Below are 22,515 nucleotides of genomic sequence, written 5' to 3'. Positions count from 1 at the left end.
ATGAGCAACACGGGTGCGAAGCGCGGGCCCTACGCGCGATCTCGGCAACGCCGAGAGGACGTCGCTAACGCGGTTCTGGAACTGATCGACGAACTGGGTCATGAGGGCGTCACGACCACCCTCGTCGCGGAGCGCTCCGGCATCAGCGAAGCGACCGTCTTGTATCACTTCCCGACGAAGGACCACCTGCTGGTCGCGGCCCTCCAGCGTGCCGACGAGCTGACGGCGGCCGAGTCCGGAGTCGCGAACGTGTTCAGCGGAACGGTCGATCCCGATCCCGACGGCCTGGAGCATTTCGAGGACATGCTCGCCGCCTCCCGAGGGATCGACACGAGCCCCCGCGCGCGTCTCCTGTACATGCTGCGCGGGCAGGCGGCCACGCCCGGCCATCCCGCGGCAGAGTATTTCGAGCAGCGCGACGCGGAGGCGATCGGCATCTTCGCCAAGCTCATCGGAGCGCGGCAGGAGATCGGGCTCGTTCACCCGAAGGTCGACCCGCGCGACGCGGCTACGCAGTTCATCGCGATGTGGAACGGGTTGGGTGCGATGGCTTACCTCCACGTCGACTTCGACGTCAATCGACTCGTCCTCGCAGGGTTACGCCTCCTCCTCGGAGAGCAGTTGATGGCGGCGCGGGCGCGGCTGGACGAGCTGGAGCCCTGAGCTCCCGCCGTCTCGGGTAGCTCTGTCAGCTCACGACGACACGGACGCGTCCGAGGTTCTGAAGCCGCCCGAACGCGCTCGTTGCGTACCCCGCGTCTTCCGCGGTGACTCGCGCGGTCACGAAATAGGTTCCGGGTCTCGCGAAGGCCGTCGAGCGGCTGGACGTGACGGAGCCCGCGGGGTCGACTGGCTCGAGGTCCGCGAATGCGCCGCTGCCGTCGATGTCCCAGGCGATCTCGACGATCGCGCCGGCTTGCGGCGGAGCTTCCGCGGCGGCGGTGAACGTCACGGTGTCTCCCACGGCGATGTCGGCGCGGCCGCCGCCGGCGACGGTGACTTCGATCGTCGGCTGAACACCGCGGCGATCCGTCGCCGCGGCCGGAGCGATGACCTGCCCGTCCTCCACGCGGTACTGCGTCGACGGAGCCGGTTCGATGCCCTCTTCGGCCCAGCGGGCGACCTGGCGGAGTGCGATGTGGATAGCCCCGAGGTACGACACCGTGTGCGTGGGGTGCTCCTGCTCGGCGATGTCGGCGTGGAGTGCGCGATCGATCATCCAGACGCGCAGCAGATCGTCGGCTGTGTCGCCCAGCCTCTCGCGGACTTTTCCTGCGTACCAGTCGGCCTGCCAGGGGAAGGCTTCCCGGTCATGCATGGCTTCCACGACGATCATCTTGCCGGCGATGTTGCCGGACTGGAGGGTTCCGGAGGCGCCGCGGGTCATCAGAGGTCCGACGAGAACGTCGCGTTGCGGATAGATGGGGCTGCCATCCGTGTTACGGAACTGGTCCCAGACCGTGAATTCGGCGGGGGAACCTGGTGTCGGTGGTAGGTCTGGGCGGCGAGGAAGTTGCTGTTGTCGATGATGATGCGATCACAGGGCTGGAGGTCGCGGAGCACCGGGTACAGGTCGGGGAAGTCGATGATGGCCAGACCGTCGTCGGATACGCGCTTGAGGTTCGCGCGAGTCCCTGCCGCGGCACCGTCTAGCACGGTAAGAACCGCATTCGCGGGGTCGATTCGAGGCATCTCGGCGAGCCGCACGGCCACGATGACGTCCCCGCCGGCCTGAGAGCCTTTGAAGGCCTCGTCGACGCCGCCCGCCGGCCCCTCGACCGCGCCGTCGCCGAACAGCCCGCACCGCGCGGCCTCGCCGCGAGTGTAGGTCTCGGCGACGCTGGTCGTGAGGATAACGCGATCGCGGTGCACGGAGGCGTCTGGATCGGCACCGAGGTACCCCGGCACGGTCCAGAAGTCTTCGAAGTACGTGGGATCGATCGCCTCGAGCGACTGGTAGAGCACGCCGAAGGCTTGCGTCCCCATCGTCCGGTGACCGTGCCACGCTGGCGGAGGAAAGCCCATCCTGGTGACCTCGGCCAGGGCCGCCCGCTGCTCTGAGTTGAGGCCGGCGTCTATCGGGGCCGTCGCTCCCGGCTCCGTCGCGTCGACGATCGCGTCGAGCACATCTCGCAGAACCCGCATCGCGTGCATACGCACGGTGAAGACATTCGGGATGGCGACCGGGCTGCCGATCACGTGCGGGACGAAGCCGTCCCACGCGCCGCGGGTGTTCTCGGCGCACGCGATGGTTCGGAAGCCCCTCCTGAGCCGCCGTACGCGTAGCCGAAAGTGCGATGCTCGCCGTAGATCTCCTGGGCGAAAAGCTTCGCGTAGCGTGCGACGGCGGCGTTCGCGCGGTAGGCGCCGATTGTCGGGTCTGTGTTCAGTTGGGGGCGGGAGAGATCGATCGCGCCGCCTCCGTTGCTCTCCACGAAGAACGCGCCGGAACTGAAGGCGAAGCCGATCTTGTCTTCGGCACCGCTGAGCCCGAGCGCGAGATGCTCGCTCTCGGGCACGGGGGTGATGTGTTGGAAGAAGCGGCCGGCATAAGAGTGCTGCGGCGGTAGGTAGAAGGAGAAGCGCGTCTCGGTGCCCTCGAAGCCGCCATGCACGTAGCGGTAAGGATAGGGTTCGGTCCGCTCCTCGTCGGCGTCGACGTAGGGGCGATCGAAGACGGCGTCCTCGAGGTCGGCTCGAGTGATGGTGTCGGACATGAATCCTCCTGCGTCGCATCGTCACGTGAGGAACACTGTACGGTGAAACTTGAGTGAATACCAAGTTTAAAGGTGCTGAGGAAGCAAAGTGTCAGCGCAACGGTTGCCTTCAGGCGCTAAATCAGCTCAAAGACGGAAATTAGTGGCTCACCAGCCCGATTCCTGAGTTGAGCGAGTCTATCCGGGCGGGTTCGCCACCCTCGCGGACCGTCAGTCCTCGCCCCTCGCTGCAAGGCCCCCGGAATGCTACGGTTCCGGGGATTCATGATTAGCGGGATGAGGGTCCACCCTCGACCACTGAACAGGAGGGCCCCACATGAGTAGCATCGCAGCCAATCTGGAATGGCTCTTCGCCGAGGCAGGGGAGACCGCTCCCGACCGTATCCGCGCAGCAGCAGCGCACGGGATTGACGCAGTCGAGATCTGGGGCTGGCGCGATAAGGACCCAGTCGCGATCCAGACGGCTCTGGAAGACACCGGTGTCACGTTGCTGTCGCTCGTGGTCGACCCGCAGTTGCAGATCACCGACCCGACGACGCACGACGAGTACCTGTCCGGTGTCCGCGACTCGCTGGTCGTCGCGCACATGCTCGGGGCGCCGAACCTCGTCGTCTCCGCGGGGAATGAACGCATTGGAATTCCGCGTGAGGAGCAGCGAGCCGCGGTCGTCGCCGTGCTCCGAGCCGCCGCCCGACTCGCCGCTGAGGCAGGCATCGTACTTCTGCTCGAACCGCTGAACTCCAAGGTGGACCACGTCGGCACGTTCCTCTCGTCCACGCGGGAGGGGCTGGACATCGTCAAAGAGGTCGGCTTCGGCAACATGCGTCTGCTGCTGGACGCCTACCACGCGCTGATGATGGACGAGGACCTTGCAGAGGTGATCGGTGGCGACGTCGAGTTCGTCGGCCACGTGCAGATCGCCGACGCCCCTGGCCGCCATGAGCCAGGCACCGGCACGATCGACTGGGACATGCAACTGCGGACCCTCCGGCGCCTCGGCTACACGGGGTACTGGGGCATGGAGTACGTCCCGTCGGCGGACACTGTTGCCTCGCTCGTCGCCGTCGAGCAGATCTCGAAAGCAGTGGAAAAGGACATGGCCTCTTCACGACGATCGGGAGCCGCATTGCAGCGGGGAGACTGAACCTTTGGGCGAGGATCAGGAGCGTGTTGTTCAGGTCAGAAAACCGCCCCGGGGACCGTCCTACGGGAGCAGTTCCGTGGGTTCAAGAAACACGTTGGCCACGAGCGCACACTGCTCAACCCCGTCACATCACCCAGGGAACTCTGGCGTGGAGCCGCCTACAGCGGCGCTGAACTGGAGCGTCTTGTTTGTCGTTCCGCCGGCCGATCCAGCTGAACAAAAGCCAAAGGCCCCGACTTCCGCGTGATCATGCGGATCTCGGGGGCCTTCGTCATCTAAGGAAAATGGCGGAGAATGGGGGATTCGAACCCCCGAGGGCTTGCACCCAACACGCTTTCCAAGCGTGCGCCATAGGCCACTAGGCGAATTCTCCTGGGTCGCCATCACCCCTGCGGGCGACGGCTCACAATATCTTAGCGGACGCCGGAGGCGCCGATGTTCACGGCCTCCCAGGTCCACCCGCTACACTGGTTCGCGGCTCCCCACGTGGCGCCATCCAGGCCAACTCCCCCAGGGCGGAAACGCAGCAAGGGTAACCGGGCTCTGGCGGGTGCGTGGGGGGTCTTTTTCGTGTTCAGGCACCCATCGCACGTGCCGCGTAGAGTGTGGGCAGCACAGCAGCTGATCACCATCCTCCAGATTGTTCTACGCTTTGTAGAATGACACTCCGACGAGTCGAGGTGCGCGTATGACCGAGCAGGAATCTGTCGAGCACGGGATCGCCGAGCTCGCATCCGAGGCGTTCGTGGTCGGGTTCCCGCTCGCGTTCGATCTGGAGCAGGTGGGGCGGTTCACCCACGAAGGGCTCGGTGCGGTGCCGCCGACGCCGTTCAACACGTTCGGGCACGCGCGCACGCTGGCCGGCCCGGAGACGACGTTCGTCTCGGTCAACAACGACACCCTGTACTCGATCGCGCAGCTCGACCTGAGCGTCGGGCCGGTCCGACTCACCGTCCCGGCGGTCCCCGACCGGTACTACGTGCTCCAGTTCGTGGACGCCTGGACCAACAACTTCGCCTACGTCGGCACCCGGGCGACCGGCTCGGCGGCGGGTGAGTTCCTGCTGGTCGCGCCCGGCTGGGAGGGCGAAGGCCCGGATGACGGCACGGTGATCCGTTTCCCGACCCGGGTCGGCACGATCGTCGGCCGCTGGGCGGTCGCAGGGGAGGAGGACCTCCCCGCCGTGCACGCGCTCCAGGACGCCACCGCGCTCACCCCGACGCGGGAGACGTTCGCGCCGGCCGGCATCCCGGACGTTGCGGCCGGCCCGACGGAGGCGCTGACGTTCTTCGAGCGGATGCGGGTGTGGTCGCAGGAGTTCCCGCCGGCCGACCACGACCGGGACGCGCTGGCGACGTACGAAGCCATCGGCCTCACCGGCTCGACGCCGATCGCCGAGCTTCCGCGGGAGGTCCGGGACGCGCTCGAGGAGGGGTACGCCGTGGGCAAGCAGGCGCTCGAGTCGTCGCTGCACACGTCCGTGCCGACGACCGACGGCTGGCAGGTGAACCTCCACGTCTTCGACTACAACACCGACTTCTTCGAGGTCGGCGCGCTCGACGGGCGCGCCTGGCAGCTCACCGACCCGACCACGCGGTACGCCCGCCGGGCCGGCGCCGCGCTCGGCGGCCTGTGGGGCAACCACGGGTACGAGGCCGCCTACTTCCCGACCTACGTGGACGCCGCCGGCGAACAGCTCAGCGGCGCGCACGCGTACCGGCTGCGCCTGAGCCCGACCCCGCCGGTGCACGCGTTCTGGTCGCTGACCATGTACGATCTCCCGCATTTCTTCCTGGTGGCGAACCCGATCGGACGGTACTCGATCGGCGACCGCACGCCGGGGATCGTCTACGACGACGACGGCGGCCTGACCATCACGATCAGCGCGACCCGTCCGGCCGACGCGAAGGCCGCCGCCAACTGGCTGCCCGCGCCCGAGGGCGAGTTCCGCCCGCTGCTGCGGCTGTACGCGCCGGGGGCCGCGGTCCTCGACGGCACCTACCGCCTCGCGCCGATCGAGCGCACAGACAGCAGCGGCACAGACAGCAGCGGCACAGACAGCACCGACACAGACAGCACAGACATCGGCGCTCCCGACACCGGCACCGGCACAGACCGCAACCCAGACGAGGAGACCCGCTGAAAGTGGCCCGTTCGCTCTACATCACCTCCGCGGAAGGACACACCGGCAAGTCGACGGTGGCGCTCGGAGTCCTGGAGTCGCTGCGGCACTCCGTCGAGCGCGTCGGCGTGTTCCGGCCGATCGCGCGCTCCGTCGTCGAACGGGACTACGTGCTCGAGCTGCTGCTCGACCGGGTGGCCACCGACCTGAGCTACGAGGAGGCGATCGGCGTCACCTACGACGACGTGCACGCCGACGCGGACGCGGCGCTCGGCGAGATCGTCCGGCGCTTCCGGGAGGTGGAGGCACGCAGTGACGCGGTCGTCATCCTCGGCTCCGACTACACCGACGTGGGCAGCCCGACCGAGCTCGGCTACAACGCGCGCATCGCCGCGAACCTGGGCGCGCCCGTCCTCCTGGTGCTGGGCGGCCGGATCGGCCAGGGCTTCGGCGAGCGGCTGGGCCAGGCCGAGCCGCGCTCGCCGGAAGAGCTCCGCCAGCTCGCGGAGCTGGCCCTCGCCGAGCTGCGTCAGGAGCACGCCGGTGTCGTGGCGGTCATCGCGAACCGGGCGGATGTCGACCGGCTCGACGCGATCGTGGCGGCCGTCAGCAGCGCAGTGGAGGCAGCGGGCCCCGCCGTCGCGTCCGGCCCCGACCTCCCGCCGGTGTGGGCGATCCCGGAGGACCTCTTCCTGGTCGCCCCGAGCATCCGCTCCATCATGGAGGTCACCGGCGGCGAACTGATCGCGGGCGACGAGGCCCTGCTGGCGCGCGAGGCGCTCGGCGTGGTCGTCGGCGGCATGTCGATGAACAACGTGCTGCCGCGGCTCGTGGAGGGCTCGGTGGTCGTCGTCCCCGGCGACCGCACCGAGGTGCTGCTCGCCGTGCTGATGGCCAACGCGTCCGGCACGTTCCCGTCCATCGCGGGCATCGTCCTGAACGGCGGCTTCGACCTCCCGGAGCCCATCGAGCGACTGCTCGGCGGCCTCCGCTCGCCGTTGCCGATCGTGCGCACCGGCCTGGACACCTACGACACCGTCGTGCGCATCACGCACGCGCGCGGCCGGCTCGCCGCCGACTCGCAGCGCAAGTACGACACCGCGCTCGGGCTGTTCGAGCGGCACGTGGACGCGGAGCGGCTGCTCGGCCTCCTCGACGTCTCCCGGCACGCGGTGGTCACGCCGCTGATGTTCGAGTACGACCTCATCGAGCGCGCCCGCGCCGCGGACAAGCACATCGTGCTGCCGGAGGGGAGGACGACCGCGTCCTGCGCGCCGCCGCCACGCTGCTGGCCCGCGGCGTCGCGCGCCTGACCATCCTCGGCGAGCCGTTCGAGGTGCGGTCGCGCGCGATCGAGCTCGGTGTGGACATCGGCAAGGCGGAGGTGCTCAGTCCGTTCGACGACGTGCTGCGGCTGCGCTTCGCGCACGAGTACGCGAAGCTCCGGGCGCACAAAGGCATCACCGTCGATCAGGCCGCCGACACCGTCACCGACGCCTCCTACTTCGGCACGATGATGGTGCACCTCGGCCTCGCCGACGGGATGGTGTCGGGCGCGGCGCACACGACGGCGCACACGATCCGGCCGGCGTTCGAGATCATCAAGACGACGCCGGGGGTGTCCGTGGTGTCGAGCGTGTTCCTGATGGCGCTGGCCGACCGCGTGCTGGTCTACGGCGACTGCGCCGTGGTGCCGGACCCGACGGCCGAGCAGCTCGCCGACATCGCGGTGTCGTCGGCGCGCACGGCCGCGCAGTTCGGCATCGAACCGCGCGTGGCGATGCTGTCGTACTCCACCGGCGACTCCGGGGCGGGCGCCGACGTGGACAAGGTCCGCACCGCGACGGAGCTCGTTCGGGAGCGCGCACCACAGCTCGCGGTCGAGGGTCCCATCCAGTACGACGCGGCGGCGGACGCGGCGGTCGCGGCGGCGAAGATGCCCGGCTCGCAGGTCGCCGGCCGAGCGACGGTGTTCATCTTCCCCGACCTCAACACCGGCAACAACACCTACAAGGCGGTGCAGCGCAGCGCGGGAGCGGTCGCGATCGGGCCCGTCCTCCAAGGCCTCCGCAAGCCGATCAACGACCTGTCGCGCGGCGCCAGCGTCGAGGACATCGTGGACACCGTGGCGATCACCGCGATCCAGGCGGCGCTGTCATGAGCGTGGTGCTGGTGGTCAACAGCGGCTCGTCGTCGCTCAAGTACCAGCTCATCGACGCCGAGAGCGACGACGCGCTGGCCTCCGGGCTCGTCGAGCGGATCGGGGAGTCTTCCGGTCACATCCGGCACGCGGGTCCAGACGGCACCTGGGAGAGCACGCTCGCGATCCCGGACCACACCGCCGCGTTCCGGGTGATGCTCGACGCGTTCGCCGCCGAGGGGCCGAACCTGGACGAGAACCCGCTCGCAGCAGTCGGGCACCGCGTCGTGCACGGCGGCAAGCGGTTCTTCGAGCCGACGATCGTCACCGACCTGGTGGAGATCAACATCGAGGACCTCTCCGACCTCGCGCCGCTGCACAACCCGGCGAACCTCCAGGGCATCCGCGCGGCGAAGAAGGCCTTCCCCGACGTGGAGCACGTGGCGGTCTTCGACACGGCCTTCCACCAGACGCTCGCGCCGGAGGCCTACACCTACGCGATCGACGCCGCGCTCGCCGACCGGCACCGCGTCCGCCGGTACGGCTTCCACGGCACTTCGCACAGGTACGTGTCGCGCGCGGCGGCGGAGTTCCTCGGCCGGCCGCTCGGCGAACTGAAGCAGATCGTCCTCCACCTCGGCAATGGCGCGTCGGTCTGCGCTGTCGACGCCGGCCGCTCGGTCGACACCTCGATGGGGATGACACCGCTGGAGGGGCTCGTCATGGGCACCCGGTCCGGCGACCTCGACCCGGCGGTGCTGCTGCACCTGGCCCGCCGCGCGGGACTCGGCATCGACGACCTCGACGAGCTGCTCAACCGGCGCAGCGGCCTGCTCGGGCTCTCCGGCCACGGCGACATGCGGGATGTCCGCCACGCCGCCGAGTCGGGCGATGCCGCCGCGCGTCTCGCGCTCGACACCACCGTCCACCGGCTCAAGCACTATATCGGCGCCTACACGGCGGAGCTCGGCGGCCTCGACGTACTGACCTTCACCGCCGGCGTCGGCGAGAACGACGCGCGGCTGCGCGCCGAGGTGTGCGCGGGCCTGGAGGTGCTCGGCATCCGGCTCGACCCCGAGCGCAACGCGAGCCCGTCCCACGACGCGCGGTTGATTTCCACGGACGACTCGCGGGTCGCCGTGCTGGTCGTGCCGACCGACGAGGAGCTGGAGATCGCCCGCCAGTCGCTGCAGGCGGTGGGTGCGGGCTGAGCGGGCGGGTGCACGATGCGGCGGCGCGGCGACGGAGCGGGGCGGGACGGCAGGACCACCCGGAGGGCCGGGCTGCGGCCCGCGCTGGCCGCCTCGGCCGCCGCGGTGCTCGTCGCCGGTGTCGCGCTGACCGGATGCGCCTCTGACGGCGACCAGGTCGGTCCGCGGTTCATCACGCCGCCGCTGATCCGGTACAGCTCGGTGCTGTGGCCGGTCCCGCTGGAGCTGATCGACGCCGAGCCGGGGACCCGCGTGCGCATCTCAGCGTCCCTGGACTCCTCCCGCGGCGCCTGGACGTCGGCCGCCAGTTACGACGTCGGCAGCGACGGGACGGTCGACCTCGCGCACGACAAGCCGCTGTTCGCGCCGTTCACGGAGCCGGACTCGGCCGGCCTGTTCTGGTCGCTGCGCGGCCCGACGCTCGGCCCCGTCGACCTCGCCCGGCAGTGGATGTACGACACGAACCCGGTCACGCTGACCGCCAGCGACGGCGACCGCGTCGTCGCCCGGCGCACCTTCCGGCTGCAGGGACTGGGCGGCACCCTCCACGAGCGCACCGTGTACACGCACGACCTCGCGCCGTCCGGGGCGGGCGGCGCGCTCCCGCCGCATGAGACGCACGAGGACGGGCCGATCGGCCGGTTCTACGACGCGTCGTCCCTCGAGCGGCCGACCGGGCCGGCGGTGCTGATGTTCGACGACCCGACCCCGGGAGCCTCGTCCGACTTCACGGCGGCACTGCTGTCGCAGTTCGGCGCCTCGGTGTTCGTCGTCCCGATGACCTCGGCGGACGGCGTGCACCTGTCCACGGTGACGGACGCCGGGACGCTCTCGGCGATCCTGGACTGGCTGGACGGGCTCGCCTCCGTCGACGCCCGCCATGTCTTCGTCTACGGCACCGGCGCGTCGGAGCAGCTCGCGATCTGGGCGGCCACCCGGTTCCCGACCCGGCTGCACGGGCTGTTCGCCGGTGCAGGGCCCGCGGAGCTGCTCTGCCTCGCGGGGTCGAGCGCGTCGCCGGTCTTCGAGGGCAGCGTCGGCGTGCCGTGCGAGCGCAGCCCGGGCATCGGGACCACCGCCGCCCCGCCGCTGAGCGGCGTGAACGGGCCGGTCGTGCTGACCTGCGGCCAGGTCGACGATGTGTTCCCGGGGGCGTGCGCCGTGCAGCAGGAGCTCACCGCCACCCGGACGCCGCGCGCGGGCGACAAGCTGCTCGTGGGCCTCGGCGCGGGGCACGCGGTCACGGTGCCGCCCGGCCTCCCCATCGCGCTGCCGGCGCCGGGCGACAGGTCGGGCGCCGACGGCCAGGCGACGGAGCAGGCGCGGATCGCCTTCTGGAACGCGGTCGGGCAGCTGCTGCTGCGGGCGGTGCTGTCGTGAGCGGCCGGTTGCGCGCGCTCGCCGCCGCGGCTGCGATCGTCGCGGTCGCGGCCCTCACCGGCTGCGTCGCCCCGGCCGGCGGAGCCCGCATCGTCGTCGCGCGCTTCGGAAACGCCACCGCAGATCCGGTGGTCGTCTCGCTCACCGGTCTGACGCCGGGGGAGGATGTCGTCCTCCGCGCCACCGCGACCACCACGGCGGGGACGTGGGCCTCCCGAGCCCTCTACGCCGTGCCGCCCAGCGGACGGGTCGACCTCTCCTCCCAGCAGCCGATCATCGCCCCCTACGTGCGGCCCGCCGCCGCCGCGCCGTTCTGGAGCATGTCCGGCCCCTCCCTCAGCCAGTCGCAGCTCGAACACGCCTGGGCCGAGGGTCCGGTGCAGGTCGAGCTCACCGCCGAGCAGGAGGGTGCGCGGGTCGCGGTCGCCGAGGTACCGCGAACGCCGCTGGCCGCCCAGAGCGTCGAACGCGCCGTGACGGTGGACGCCCTCGCCCGGGCGGCCGCCCCCGCAGGCGCCGCGCTCTCCGTCGACGAGCGCCAGGCGTTGCGCGCGGGCACCCTGTTCACCCCGCTGCCGACGCTCGTGCACCCGCGGCCCGGCGTCGTCCTGATCGACGGCGACGGCGACGCCGCGTCCGCGGCCTTCGCCGCGCGCCGCATCGCCGCGATCGGCTTCCCCGTGCTCGTGCTGCCCGCCTTCGGGCCGGAGGGGCAGATCCCCGGCTCTGCCGCCCTCTCGGTGGAGGCCTTCGACGCCGCGCGCGCCTGGCTCGCGCGGGATCCGGGCGTGGACCCCGACCGCATCGTCGTCTACGGCACCGGCCGCGCCGCCCCGCTCGCGCTCTGGTTCGCGGCCGGCGAGCCGCAGACGGTGTACGGCGCCATCGCCGCGAGCGGGCCGACCGCCGAGCTGTGCGCATCGTCGTCCGGCGCCCCCATTCTGCTGAGCGAGGGCCGACCCGTGCCGTGCGTGAGCGCGAACCGACGGATCGCGGACACGCCCATCCTGCCGTTGAACCGCATCCCGGGGCCGCTCCTCCTCGCCTGCGGCACGGCAGACGAACTGCTCCCGAGCGCGTGCGACTGGACCCGCGCGGGGGCCGAGGAACGCGGCGCGCGGGCGGTGGGGGAGACCCTGATCGCCCCGGGCGCGGCGCACGAGCTGAGCGCGCCGCCGATGCTGCCGATCGGACTCGACGGCCTCCCGCCGGCCACGGCGCAGGCGACGGAGGACGCCAGGGTGGCATTCTGGTCGCGGGTGACCGCGCTGCTGGAAGGAGCCATCGGACCGTGAAGCCCGCCGGAAGGACCCGCTCCGCCGCGCGCCGCGTGCTCGCGGCGTTGGCCGGCGTCGCGCTCGCGGCGGTCGCGTTGGCGGGCTGCGGCGCCCAGCAGGGGGCGGCGGGCCCGCGCTTCGCACTGAGCGCCGACCCGAGCCCGGTGTGGCAGCCGGTCGGCATCCAGGTGCTCGCGCTGCCGCCCGGCCAGGAGGTGACCATCCGCGCGTCGCTGATCCCCGGCGGCCTGTGGTCGTCGCAGGCGGTCTACGCCGTCCCCGCGGACGGCGTGGTCGACCTCGCGCGGGACGTCCCGCTGGAGGCGCCGTTCACCGGGGCGGACGGGATGGGGCTGTTCTGGACCATGCGCAGCAGCACCGGGGAGGCGGCGACCTCCGACGTGACCTGGGGCGGCTCGTCCTTCTCGGTCGACCTCCAGGCCTCCGTCGCCGGGCGCCGGGTCGCCGAGACGCGGGTGCAGCGCACCGGGCTGTCCGTGGCGGCGCCGTCGCGGGCGGTGTTCGACGACGGCATCACCGGCGACTACTTCCAGCCGACGAGCGCGGTGGAGGGCGTGCGGCCGGGGATCGTCGTGTTCGACGGCACCGATCCGGGGGAGCCGACCGGTGTGCTCGTGTCGGCGACGCTGGCGGCCTTCGGTTTCCCGACGCTCGACCTCTCCACCTACGGCTCGGCCGGGCAGCTCGGCCCGCTGCGCAGCCTCCCCGCCGAGCGGTTCCTCTCGGCAGTGAGCTGGCTCCGCGCGCAGCCCGGCGTCGACGACCAGCGCATCTTCACCTTCGGGGCCTCGCGCGTCGCGCAGCTCGCGCTCTGGGCGGCCTCCGCCTACCCGGGCACCGTCTACGGCGCGATCGCGCCGGGAGGCACCACGGGGCTGATCTGCCCGTCGCCGGTGCCGAGCCCGGCCGTCACCGTCGGTGGAGCCTGGGTGCCGTGCACGACGGGCACCCACGACCCGGCGCCCGCGGCGGTGCTGGACGTCCAGCGCATTCCCGGGCCGGTCGTGCTCGGCTGCGCCGGCAGCGACGAGGAGCTCGCGAACGGCTGCGCATGGCTGGACGCCGCGGCGCTCAAGCGGCCGCTCCGGGAGGGCGACGCGTACCTGAAGGCGCCCGACGCGACGCACCTGTTCTACCTGCCGCCGTACACGCCGCTGCTGCTCCCTCCGGCCCCCGCGGCGCAACCCACGGAGCGGGCGAGGGAGGCCCTCTGGGCGGACATCCTGGCCGCGCTGACGGCTCCGTCGTCGGTGCCGGGGCACTGATTCCGGGCGGCGCGCGGGCGCTGCCGAGCGCGGTCGCTCCGGAGTCTTCGCCGCACGGCCGGATTGTCGGCGGCGGCAAGTAGCATGTGTGGGTGGTAACCGCTCTGTATCGCCGCTATCGGCCCGACACCTTCGCCGAGATGATCGGCCAATCGCAGGTGACCGAGCCGCTGATGACGGCGCTGCGCACCAACCGGGTGAACCACGCCTATCTGTTCTCCGGGCCGCGCGGCTGCGGCAAGACCACGTCGGCCCGCATCCTCGCGCGCTGCCTCAACTGCGCCGAGGGGCCCACCGACACTCCGTGCGGAAAGTGCGAGAGCTGTGTCGAGCTGAGCCGTGACGGCTCCGGGTCGCTCGACGTCGTCGAGATCGACGCCGCCAGCCACAACGGCGTGGACGACGCGCGCGACATCCGCGAGCGCGCCATCTTCGCCCCCGCGCGTGATCGCTACAAGATCTTCATCCTCGACGAGGCGCACATGGTCACGCCGCAGGGCTTCAACGCCCTGCTGAAGATCGTGGAGGAGCCGCCGGAGCACGTGAAGTTCATCTTCGCGACCACGGAGCCCGAGAAGGTCATCGGCACCATCCGCTCGCGCACCCACCACTACCCGTTCCGGCTCGTCCCGCCCGCGCAGATGCTGGAGTACGTCCAGCAGCTCTGCGACAGCGAGGGGATGACGGTCGCTCCGGGCGTGCTCCCGCTCGTGGTGCGCGCCGGAGGCGGCTCGCCGCGTGACACGCTGTCCCTGCTCGACCAGCTGATGGCCGGCTCGGAGGGCAGCAGCATCGAGTACGAGCGCGCGGTCGCCCTGCTCGGTTACACGCACGCCGCACTGCTGGACGAGGTCATCGACGCGATCGCCGCGCGCGACGCGGCCGGAGCGTTCGCGGCGGTCGACCGTGTCATCCAGACCGGCCAGGACCCGCGGCGTTTCGTGGACGACCTCCTGGAGCGGCTGCGCGACCTGATCGTGGTCGCCGCGACGAGCGTCGACGGCGCCTCCGCGGTGCTGCGCGGCGTGCCGCAGGACGAGCTCGACCGGATGGGCGTGCAGGCGATGAAGTTCGGCGCCGCCGAGCTCAGCAGGTCCGCGGACATCGTGAACGCCGCACTCACCGAGATGACCGGCGCGACGTCGCCGCGCCTGCACCTGGAGCTGATGATCGCGCGCGTGCTGGTGCCGTCGAGCGACGACAGCGAGCGCGGGGCGCTGGCACGCGTGGAGCGCCTGGAACGGCGGGTCGGCGTGAGCGACGCCGGTGGGGCGCGGGAGGCTGCTGCGCCGGTAGCCGCTGCTGCGCCGGTGCCCGCTGCTGCGCCGGTGGCCGCTGCTGCGCCTGCGCCGGTGGCCGCGCCCGTTCCCGCCCCGACTGCTTCGGCACCGGCTGCTTCGGCACCGACTGCTTCGGCACCGGCTGCTTCGGCGCCGGCCGCTGCTCCCGTGTCGACGCCGGCCGCGGCGGAGACCGCAGAGCCCCCGCGAAGGCCGCAAAGCAGGCTCCCGCACCCGCGGCTCCCGAGCCCGCCGCCGCTCCCGCTGCGCCCGCCGCCGTGGGCGCGGTGAGCACGCAGCAGGTCAAGGACTCCTGGCCGCAGATCCTCGATGCCGTGCAGCGCGCCAAGCGCAGTGCGTGGATGGTGGTGTTCACCGCACAGGTCCGGTCGCTGAACGGTGACGTGCTGACGCTGTCGTTCCCGAGCGACAACGATGTGCAGAGCTTCCGCCAGCCGCAGTCGCAGGGCGGTCAGGGCGTGAGCGAGTACCTGCGTCAGGCGATCATCGACATCCTCGGCATCCGGGTCAAGTTCATCGCGCGCGCCGACGCCGCCCCGTCCGGCGGGGACCCGGCCCGGCCGTCCGCGGGCGCGCCCCCGGCTCCCGAGGCGCCGACCTGGCCCGGAGCCGACGGGGACGGGACGGCTGCCGCACGTCCCGCGTCGCCCGCCTCCACCTCCCGGCCGGCCGGCGGTGCACCGTCCGCGTCGTCCGCCGCTCCGGCGTCGTCCGCCGCTCCGGCGTCGTCCGCCACTCCGTCGTCGTCGGCCTCGGTCACCGAGTGGGCGACCGTCGCGATCCCGTCGTCCGCGCCCGCCGCTGTGGCCACGCTGGAGCGACCTCAGGCCCCCGCGGCGCGTGTCGCCGCCGCCCCTGCTCCGGCGGCGACTACCGCCGCGCTGCCCGACGACCTTCCGCCGGACGACGTCGAGCCGCCCGAGGAGATCGAGCCGCCGTACGAGTCCGCCGTCCCCGAGGAGCCGGCGGGCGACTGGTCCGCCGCGCCGACGGAGCCGGCCGCCGAGTCCGCGCGCCCGGCCCGCGCCGCCGCGCCGGAGCGCACCGCTCCCCAGAGCCAGGCCTCTCAGCGTCCCTCCGACCGTCCGGCCGCCGAGCGTCCGACTCCCGAGCGTCCTGGCCCCGAGCGTCCTGGCCCCGAGCGCTCCGCCCCCGCCTCCGGTGCCCGCACGCCCACCTTCCAGGCGCCGCAGCGCTACGGTGAGGCGGTCGTCCGCGAGATCCTCGGCGCGCGCTTCCTGGAGGAGCAGCCCGCCCCTCCCATGAACGGCATGAGGTAACGGCGTGTACGAGGGCATCGTCCAAGAGCTGATCGACGAGCTCGGCCGCCTTCCCGGCATCGGGCCGAAGTCGGCGCAGCGCATCGCTTTCCACATCCTGCAGACCGAGAGCTTCGACGTCACCCGGCTGGCCGAGGTGCTGCTCGAGGTGCGCGACAAGGTGCGGTTCTGCGAGATCTGCGGAAACGTGTCCGAGCAGGTGACCTGCTCGATCTGCCGCGATCCGCGCCGGTCGCCCGACACCATCTGCGTGGTCGAGGAGGCCAAGGACGTCGTCGCCATCGAGCGCACACGCGAGTTCCGCGGCCTCTACCACGTGCTCGGCGGCGCGATCAGCCCGATCGACGGCGTCGGCCCCGACGACCTCCGCATCCGGCAGCTCATGCAGCGCCTCGCCGACGGCACGGTCCAGGAGGTCATCATCGCGACCGACCCGAACCTGGAGGGGAGGCCACAGCCACCTACCTCAGCCGGCTGCTGACCACGCTCGAGATCCGGGTCACCCGGCTCGCCTCCGGCCTCCCGGTCGGCGGCGACCTCGAGTACGCCGACGAGGTCACCCTCGGCCGTGCCTTCGAGGGCCGCCGCCAGGTCTCCTGACCGCGACACCCGCGGCCCCTCGGCGTTACGTCACATGGCCGGGAGGGCATATCTCCGGCCGGTAGAATGGGTGCTTCCGTGAGTTCTGGAGTGCCTGTGGCCCTGATCGTTCAGAAATACGGCGGCTCGTCCGTCGCCGACGCCGAGAGCATCAAGCGCGTCGCCAAACGCATCGTCGAGACGCGCAAGGCGGGCAACGAGGTCGTCGTCGCCGTCTCCGCGATGGGCGATACCACCGACGAGCTGGTCGACCTGGCCCACGAGGTCACGCCGATCCCCGCACCGCGCGAGCTGGACATGCTGCTCACGGCGGGCGAGCGCATCTCGATGGCGCTGCTCGCGATGTCCATCAAGAGCATGGGCTACGACGCGCGCTCCTTCACGGGCAGCCAGGCCGGCATGATCACCGACGCCCAGCACGGCGCCGCCCGCATCGTGGACGTCACACCCGGCCGCATCAAGGAGGCGCTGGACGAGGGCGCGATCGCGATCGTCGCCGGGTTCCAGGGCTTCAGCCGCGACACCCGCGACATCACGACCCTCGGCCGCGGCGGCTCCGACACCACCGCCGTCGCCCTCGCCGCCGCGCTCAGCGCCGAGGTCTGCGAGATCTACACCGACGTCGACGGCGTGTTCACCTCCGACCCCCGCCAGGTCCCCCTCGCGCGCAAGATCGACCGCATCACCAGCGAAGAGATGCTGGAGCTCGCGGCCGCCGGCGCCAAGGTCCTGCACATCCGCGCGGTCGAGTACGCCCGCCGCCACAACGTGACCCTGCACGTGCGCTCCTCGTTCTCGAACCGGGTGGGCACGTACGTCCTCAACGAAGCAGCAGCGGCCGAAGCCGCGAAGAAGGATGGAACCGTGGAAGAGCCGATCATCTCCGGAGTCGCCACCGATCTGAGCGAGGCGAAGATCACCGTCGTCGGGGTGCCCGACGTCCCCGGCAAGGCGGCGCAGATCTTCAAGATCGTCGCGAAGGCCAACGCCAACGTCGACATGATCGTCCAGAACGTGTCCGCTGCGGCGACCAGCCTCACCGACATCTCGTTCACCCTTCCCAAGTCGGAGGGTCAGCGCGTGCTGACCGCGCTGAGCAGCGAGCGCGACGAGGTCGGCTACCAGGCCCTCCAGTACGACGACCAGATCGGCAAGCTCGCGCTCGTCGGCGCCGGGATGCGCACCAACTCGGGCGTCTCGGCCAAGCTCTTCGAGGCGTTGTACGAGGCCGGTATCAACATCGAGATGATCTCCACCAGCGAGATCCGCATCTCGGTCGTGACCCGCGCCGACACCGTGGCGGAGGCCGCCCGCGTCGTGCACACCGCCTTCGGGCTCGACGGCGACGAGAAGGCGATCGTCTACGCCGGCACCGGCCGCTGAGCCGCATCCGCCGCTGAGCCGCATCCGCCGCTCGCGGGAATGGCAGCCGACGCCATCCCGTTCCCCTCTTCAGACCACGACCTCGAAGGACAACACCATGAGCGAGACCACTCCCGGCCTTGACATCGCCGTCGTCGGCGCCACCGGCCAGGTCGGCGGCGTGATGCGCCAGCTTCTCGAGGAGCGCGAGTTCCCGGTGGCGAGCATCCGCTTCTTCGCCTCATCCCGCTCGGCGGGCACGAAGCTGCCGTTCCGCGGCGAGGAGATCACGGTCGAGGACGTGGAGACCGCCGACGTCTCCGGCATCGACATCGCCCTGTTCTCGGCCGGCGCCACCGGCTCCAAGGCGCACGCGCCTCGATTCGCCGAGGCCGGCGCCATCGTCATCGACAACTCCAGCGGCTGGCGGATGGACCCGGACGTGCCGCTCGTGGTCTCCGAAGTGAACCCGGAGGCGATCGACGACGCGCGCAAGGGCATCATCGCGAACCCCAACTGCACCACGATGGCTGCCATGCCCGTGCTGAAGGTCCTGCACGAGGAGGCCGGCCTCCAGCGGCTCATCGTGAGCACCTACCAGGCCGTCTCCGGCTCCGGCCTCGCGGGCGCCGAGGAGCTGGCCGGCCAGATCCGGACCGCGGTCGCCGACGAGAACCTGCTCCAGCTCGTGCACGACGGTTCGGCTGTGGCCATGCCCGCACCGGTCAAGTACGTCCGCCCGATCGCGTTCGACGTGATCCCGCTGGCGGGGTCGATCGTCGAGGACGGGTTCAACGAGACCGACGAGGAGAAGAAGCTCCGCAACGAGAGCCGGAAGATCCTCGGCCTCCCGGAACTGCTCGTGAGCGGCACCTGCGTGCGCGTGCCGGTGTTCACCGGCCACTCGCTGTCGATCAACGCCGAGTTCGCGTCGCTGCTCAGCCCCGAGCGCGCCACCGAGCTGCTGTCGGACGCCCCCGGCGTGAAGCTCACCGACGTCCCCACCCCGCTGGAGGCCGCCGGCCAGGACCCGAGCTACGTCGGCCGCATCCGCGCGGACGAGGGCGCGCCGGAGGGCCGCGGCATCGCGCTGTTCATCAGCAACGACAACCTCCGCAAGGGCGCCGCGCTCAACGCCGTGCAGATCGCCGAGCTCGTCGCCGAGCGCCTCGCCGACCGCGTCGCCCGCTGACCCTTCGGCGGAGGGATGTCTCGATATCGAGACAGATCCCCGCGCGACGACAGGGGATGACCGCACTCACCGTAGGATTGTCTGGTGAGCACTGACCCCATCGACGTCGTCCTGATCGGCGGCGGCATCATGAGCGCGACGCTGGGCTCCATGATCCAGCGCGTCCAGCCCGACTGGACCATCCGCATCTACGAGTCCCTCGGCGAGGTGGCCCAGGAGAGCTCGAACCCGTGGAACAACGCAGGAACGGGCCACGCCGCCCTCTGCGAGCTCAACTACATGCCGGAGGCCGCCGACGGCAGCGTCGACCCGGCCAAGGCCATCAGCATCAACGAGCAGTTCCAGCTCAGCCGGCAGTACTGGGCCTCCCTCGTCGCCGAGGGCCACCTGCCCGACCCGCGCACCTTCATCAACGCGACGCCGCACATGACGTTCGTGCGCGGCCGTGACAACGTCCGCTACCTCCGCAAGCGCTACGAGGCGCTCAAGGACCAGCCGCTCTTCGAGGGCATGGAGTACTCGGAGGACCCGGCGATCATCGGCGAGTGGACCCCGCTGCTCACCAAGAAGCGCAACGCCAAGCAGCGCATCGCGGCCACCCGCCAGACCGCGGGCACCGACGTCGACTTCGGTGCGCTGACCCGCGCGCTCGTCGACGACCTGGTCGCGAACGGTGCCGACCTCGCGCTCAACCACAAGGTTCTCAGCATCAAGCGCACCCCCGACAAGCTGTGGAAGATCCGCGTGCGGCACGAGGTCGGCCACACTCCGCACGAGGCGCTCGCGCGCTTCGTCTTCGTCGGAGCCGGCGGCGGCGCCCTGCACCTGCTCCAGAAGTCCGGCATCCCCGAGATCAAGGGCTTCGGCGGCTTCCCCATCTCCGGCCAGTTCCTCCGCACCTCCAACCCGAAGATCGTCGCGCAGCACCAGGCGAAGGTCTACGGCAAGGCCGCGGTCGGCGCTCCGCCGATGTCGGTCCCGCACCTCGACACGCGCGTCGTGGACGGCGAGACCTCCCTGCTGTTCGGCCCCTACGCGGGCTTCAGCCCCAAGTTCCTCAAGAGCGGGAGCTGGTGGGACCTGCCCGGCTCGGTCCGCGCCGGCAACCTCGGCCCGATGCTCGCGGTCGCGCGCGACAACTTCGACCTCATCAAGTACCTGGTCGGCGAGGTTCTCGCCAACCGCGAGAAGAAGATGAGGGCGCTGCAGGAGTTCATGCCCACCGCGAAGTCGGAGGACTGGGAGCTCATCACCGCCGGCCAGCGCGTCCAGGTGATGAAGAAGGACCCGAAGAAGGGCGGCGTGCTGCAGTTCGGCACCGAGGTCATCGCCTCCGCCGACGGCTCGATCGCCGGCCTCCTCGGCGCGTCCCCGGGCGCCTCGACCGCCGTGCCGATCATGGTCGACCTGCTGAAGCAGTGCTTCCCCGACCGTTACGCCGGCTGGCTGCCGACGTTGAAGCAGCTCATCCCGACGGTCGGCACGACGCTCAACGACCGGCCCACGGAGGCCGCGCGCGTGCTCGCCGAGACCGCGTCGGTGCTCGACCTGGCGGAAAGCCCCGCCGGTCAGGTCGTCCGGGCCTGATCCCGGGCATCCGCAGCCGATCCGTACCCGGCGGTACGGATCGGCTGGACAGCCGTGCCCGCGACCTGTTATCGTCGTCCACGCTATGAAGTAGAACCTCTTCTCGTCCCGCGCCCGAGGCGCCGTCGAACGAGCGAGCGACCCATAGGTCCTGCGCCGCCTGGTCATCCAGCACCGGGCGCTCCGGCGCACTCGTGACGGAAGTCCGCCCGGCGGGAGCCTGCTCCGTGATGGAGCGCCCGGAAGGTGGTTCGCTTTGCCAACACTCACTCTCACCCCACTGCGCGCCGACGGTGTGTCCGTCCGCTACGGCGACCGGCGCGTCCTCTCGGATGTCTCCCTCACCGTGCCTCCCGGCGCCCGCGTCGGCCTGATCGGCGAGAACGGCGCGGGAAAGTCGACGCTGTTGCGGGTCCTCGCCGGGGCCGAGGCCCCGGACACCGGGGTGGTCTCGCGGCCCAAGCGGGCGGGCTTCCTCTGGCAGGAAGTCCGCTTCCGGCCCGACGACACACTCGCGACGCTGATCGAAGACGCCCTCGCCGAGGTTCGCGCCATCGAGCACGAGCTCGAGGCCGCCGCTGCCGCGCTCGCCGGCGACGACCCGGCCGCGCACGCGCGGTACGACGCCGCCCTCGCGGCGGCCGAGTTCGCCGAGGTGTGGTCGATCGACGCGCGTCGGGACGCCCTCCTCGACGGGCTCGGTGTCGGCGCCATCCCGCTGGCCCGGCGGCTGGACGAGGTCTCAGGAGGCCAGCGCAGCCGGTTCGCGCTGGCCGCGCTGCTGCTCGGCCGGCCGGAAGCGCTGCTGCTCGACGAGCCGACGAACCACCTGGACGACGCGGCAGCGGCGTTCCTGGAGGGGCAGCTCCTCGGCTGGCACGGTCCGGTGCTCTTCGCGAGCCACGACCGCGCGTTCCTCGACTCGGCGGCCACCGGCCTCCTCGATCTGGACCCGACCCGCTCCGGCACCACGGTCTTCGGCGGCGGCTACAGCGCGTACCTCGCCGAGAAGGCGGCGGAGCGGCACCGCTGGGAGAAGCAGTACGCCGACGAGCAGGCCGAGCTGAAGGAGCTCATGCACGCGGTCGACGTGACCGCGCGCTCCATCGCCTGGTCGGGCAAGGTGCGCGACAACGACAAGTTCGTGAAGTCGTACAAGGGCAACACCCTGGACCGGCAGATCAGCCGGCGCGTGCGCAATGCGGACGGCCGGCTCGACGAGCTGACCCGCACGCAGGTGCGCAAGCCGCCGAAGCCGCTCGGCTTCGCCGGGATCCCGGCGGGGTTCCAGGCCGTGAGCGGGGAGGGCGGGTCGCTGCTGCAGGCGGACGACCTCCACGTCCCGGGGCGGCTGAGGCTCGACCGGTTCGCGGTGGAGTCGCAGTCGCGCGTGCTCGTCACCGGCGCGAACGGCGCGGGCAAATCGACGCTGCTCTCGGTGCTCGCCGGGCGGATCGTCCCGCTCGTCGGCACGGTGCAGCGCCGGCGCGGACTGCGGGTGGAGCTCCTCGAACAGGACGTGCGCTTCGCGGACCCGACGCAGACCCCGCGCCGGATCTACGAGCTGGCGCTGGGCGAGCGGCGCGCGGAGTCGGTCCCGCTCTCGGGGCTCGGCCTGATCGCGCCGCGCGACCTCGACCGGGAGGTCGGCTCGCTGTCCGTGGGGCAGCAGCGGCGGCTCGCGCTTGCGCTCATCATGGCCCGGCCGCCGCACGTGTTCCTGCTCGACGAGCCGACCAACCACCTCTCGCTCACCCTCGCGACCGAGCTGGAGGCGGCCCTCGGCGGGTATCCGGGCGCGGTCGTGGTGGCGAGCCACGACCGGTGGCTGCGCGAGCGCTGGTCCGGGGAGGTGGTGTCCCTGCGGAGCGCCACACCGCACGGCGCTTGACGATCATTCGAACGTATGTTCGAAT

At 71.3% G+C, this 22,515-nt stretch carries 14 protein-coding genes, 1 tRNA gene, 1 other RNA gene and 3 pseudogenes; 15 read left to right on the top strand and 4 right to left on the bottom strand.

Annotated elements, in window-relative coordinates; translation table 11 throughout:
* Positions 1–663, top strand: a complete 663-nt coding sequence (locus ACRAWC_RS06805; protein WP_431347053.1) for a TetR/AcrR family transcriptional regulator — start codon at positions 1–3, stop codon at positions 661–663.
* Positions 664–688: 25 nt separating this feature from the next.
* Here ACRAWC_RS06805 and ACRAWC_RS06800 read toward each other — a convergent pair whose 3' ends face one another.
* The 3 genes from ACRAWC_RS06800 to ACRAWC_RS06790 form a co-directional block, all read right to left on the bottom strand.
* Positions 689–1,387 carry a PKD domain-containing protein gene (locus ACRAWC_RS06800; protein WP_431347052.1) on the bottom strand — a complete coding sequence of 233 codons (699 nt, stop codon included), beginning with the start codon at positions 1,385–1,387 and terminating at the stop codon, positions 689–691.
* Positions 1,387–2,127 (bottom strand): hypothetical protein, encoded by a 741-nt coding sequence (locus ACRAWC_RS06795; protein WP_431347051.1) that lies wholly within the window; start codon positions 2,125–2,127, stop codon positions 1,387–1,389. Before ACRAWC_RS06795 ends, ACRAWC_RS06800 begins: the two co-directional genes overlap by 1 nt.
* Positions 2,128–2,195: 68 nt before the next feature.
* Positions 2,196–2,717 carry a hypothetical protein gene (locus ACRAWC_RS06790; RefSeq protein WP_431347050.1) on the bottom strand — a complete coding sequence of 174 codons (522 nt, stop codon included), beginning with the start codon at positions 2,715–2,717 and terminating at the stop codon, positions 2,196–2,198.
* A gap of 316 nt (positions 2,718–3,033) precedes the next feature.
* Between ACRAWC_RS06790 and ACRAWC_RS06785 the strand changes: the two genes are divergently transcribed.
* Entirely contained in the window at positions 3,034–3,861 is an 828-nt protein-coding gene (locus ACRAWC_RS06785) for a TIM barrel protein (RefSeq protein ID WP_431347049.1), read from the top strand.
* A 285-nt stretch (positions 3,862–4,146) separates the two neighbouring features.
* Here the strand turns inward: ACRAWC_RS06785 and ACRAWC_RS06780 are convergent.
* Positions 4,147–4,234: transfer RNA gene (locus tag ACRAWC_RS06780), tRNA-Ser, on the bottom strand.
* A 100-nt stretch (positions 4,235–4,334) separates the two neighbouring features.
* Between ACRAWC_RS06780 and ffs the strand changes: the two genes are divergently transcribed.
* The 13 genes and pseudogenes from ffs (at position 4,335) to ACRAWC_RS06715 (ending at position 22,490) form a co-directional block, all read left to right on the top strand.
* Positions 4,335–4,431: signal recognition particle sRNA small type (gene ffs, locus ACRAWC_RS06775), an RNA gene on the top strand.
* A gap of 118 nt (positions 4,432–4,549) precedes the next feature.
* Positions 4,550–6,004 carry a DUF1254 domain-containing protein gene (locus ACRAWC_RS06770; protein ID WP_431347048.1) on the top strand — a complete coding sequence of 485 codons (1,455 nt, stop codon included), beginning with the start codon at positions 4,550–4,552 and terminating at the stop codon, positions 6,002–6,004.
* Between the two features lie 2 nt (positions 6,005–6,006).
* Positions 6,007–8,144: pseudogene (pta, locus tag ACRAWC_RS06765) on the top strand (phosphate acetyltransferase).
* Positions 8,141–9,334, top strand: coding sequence for an acetate/propionate family kinase (locus ACRAWC_RS06760; RefSeq protein ID WP_431347047.1), 1,194 nt, complete (start codon positions 8,141–8,143; stop codon positions 9,332–9,334). The pseudogene pta and the gene ACRAWC_RS06760 overlap by 4 nt, the downstream one beginning before the upstream one ends.
* A 15-nt stretch (positions 9,335–9,349) precedes the next feature.
* Entirely contained in the window at positions 9,350–10,714 is a 1,365-nt protein-coding gene (locus tag ACRAWC_RS06755; protein ID WP_431347046.1) for an acyl-CoA thioesterase/BAAT N-terminal domain-containing protein, read from the top strand.
* Positions 10,711–12,009, top strand: a complete 1,299-nt coding sequence (locus ACRAWC_RS06750) for an acyl-CoA thioesterase/BAAT N-terminal domain-containing protein (protein WP_431347045.1) — start codon at positions 10,711–10,713, stop codon at positions 12,007–12,009. Before ACRAWC_RS06755 ends, ACRAWC_RS06750 begins: the two co-directional genes overlap by 4 nt.
* Positions 12,006–13,277, top strand: coding sequence for an acyl-CoA thioesterase/BAAT N-terminal domain-containing protein (locus ACRAWC_RS06745; RefSeq protein ID WP_431347044.1), 1,272 nt, complete (start codon positions 12,006–12,008; stop codon positions 13,275–13,277). The genes ACRAWC_RS06750 and ACRAWC_RS06745 overlap by 4 nt, the downstream gene beginning before the upstream one ends.
* Before the next feature lie 140 nt (positions 13,278–13,417).
* A pseudogene (locus tag ACRAWC_RS06740) lies at positions 13,418–15,858 on the top strand (DNA polymerase III subunit gamma and tau).
* A gap of 4 nt (positions 15,859–15,862) precedes the next feature.
* Positions 15,863–16,458 (top strand): annotated as a pseudogene (gene recR, locus ACRAWC_RS06735) (recombination mediator RecR).
* A gap of 96 nt (positions 16,459–16,554) precedes the next feature.
* The gene (locus ACRAWC_RS06730) at positions 16,555–17,841 is read left to right on the top strand and encodes an aspartate kinase (RefSeq protein ID WP_431349379.1); all 1,287 of its coding nucleotides are present in this window, start codon (positions 16,555–16,557) and stop codon (positions 17,839–17,841) included.
* Positions 17,842–17,938: 97 nt separating this feature from the next.
* On the top strand, positions 17,939–19,012 hold the full coding sequence (locus ACRAWC_RS06725) for an aspartate-semialdehyde dehydrogenase (protein WP_431347043.1): 1,074 nt from the start codon (positions 17,939–17,941) through the stop codon (positions 19,010–19,012).
* Between the two features lie 84 nt (positions 19,013–19,096).
* The gene (locus tag ACRAWC_RS06720; protein ID WP_431347042.1) at positions 19,097–20,599 is read left to right on the top strand and encodes a malate:quinone oxidoreductase; all 1,503 of its coding nucleotides are present in this window, start codon (positions 19,097–19,099) and stop codon (positions 20,597–20,599) included.
* Positions 20,600–20,855: 256 nt separating this feature from the next.
* Positions 20,856–22,490 carry an ABC-F family ATP-binding cassette domain-containing protein gene (locus ACRAWC_RS06715; RefSeq protein ID WP_431347041.1) on the top strand — a complete coding sequence of 545 codons (1,635 nt, stop codon included), beginning with the start codon at positions 20,856–20,858 and terminating at the stop codon, positions 22,488–22,490.
* Positions 22,491–22,515 lie beyond the last annotated feature (25 nt).

The organism is Leifsonia sp. L25 (genome assembly GCF_050632895.1).
Note: the sequence above shows the minus strand (reverse complement) of the source record. Positions and strands in the feature narration are given on the sequence as shown.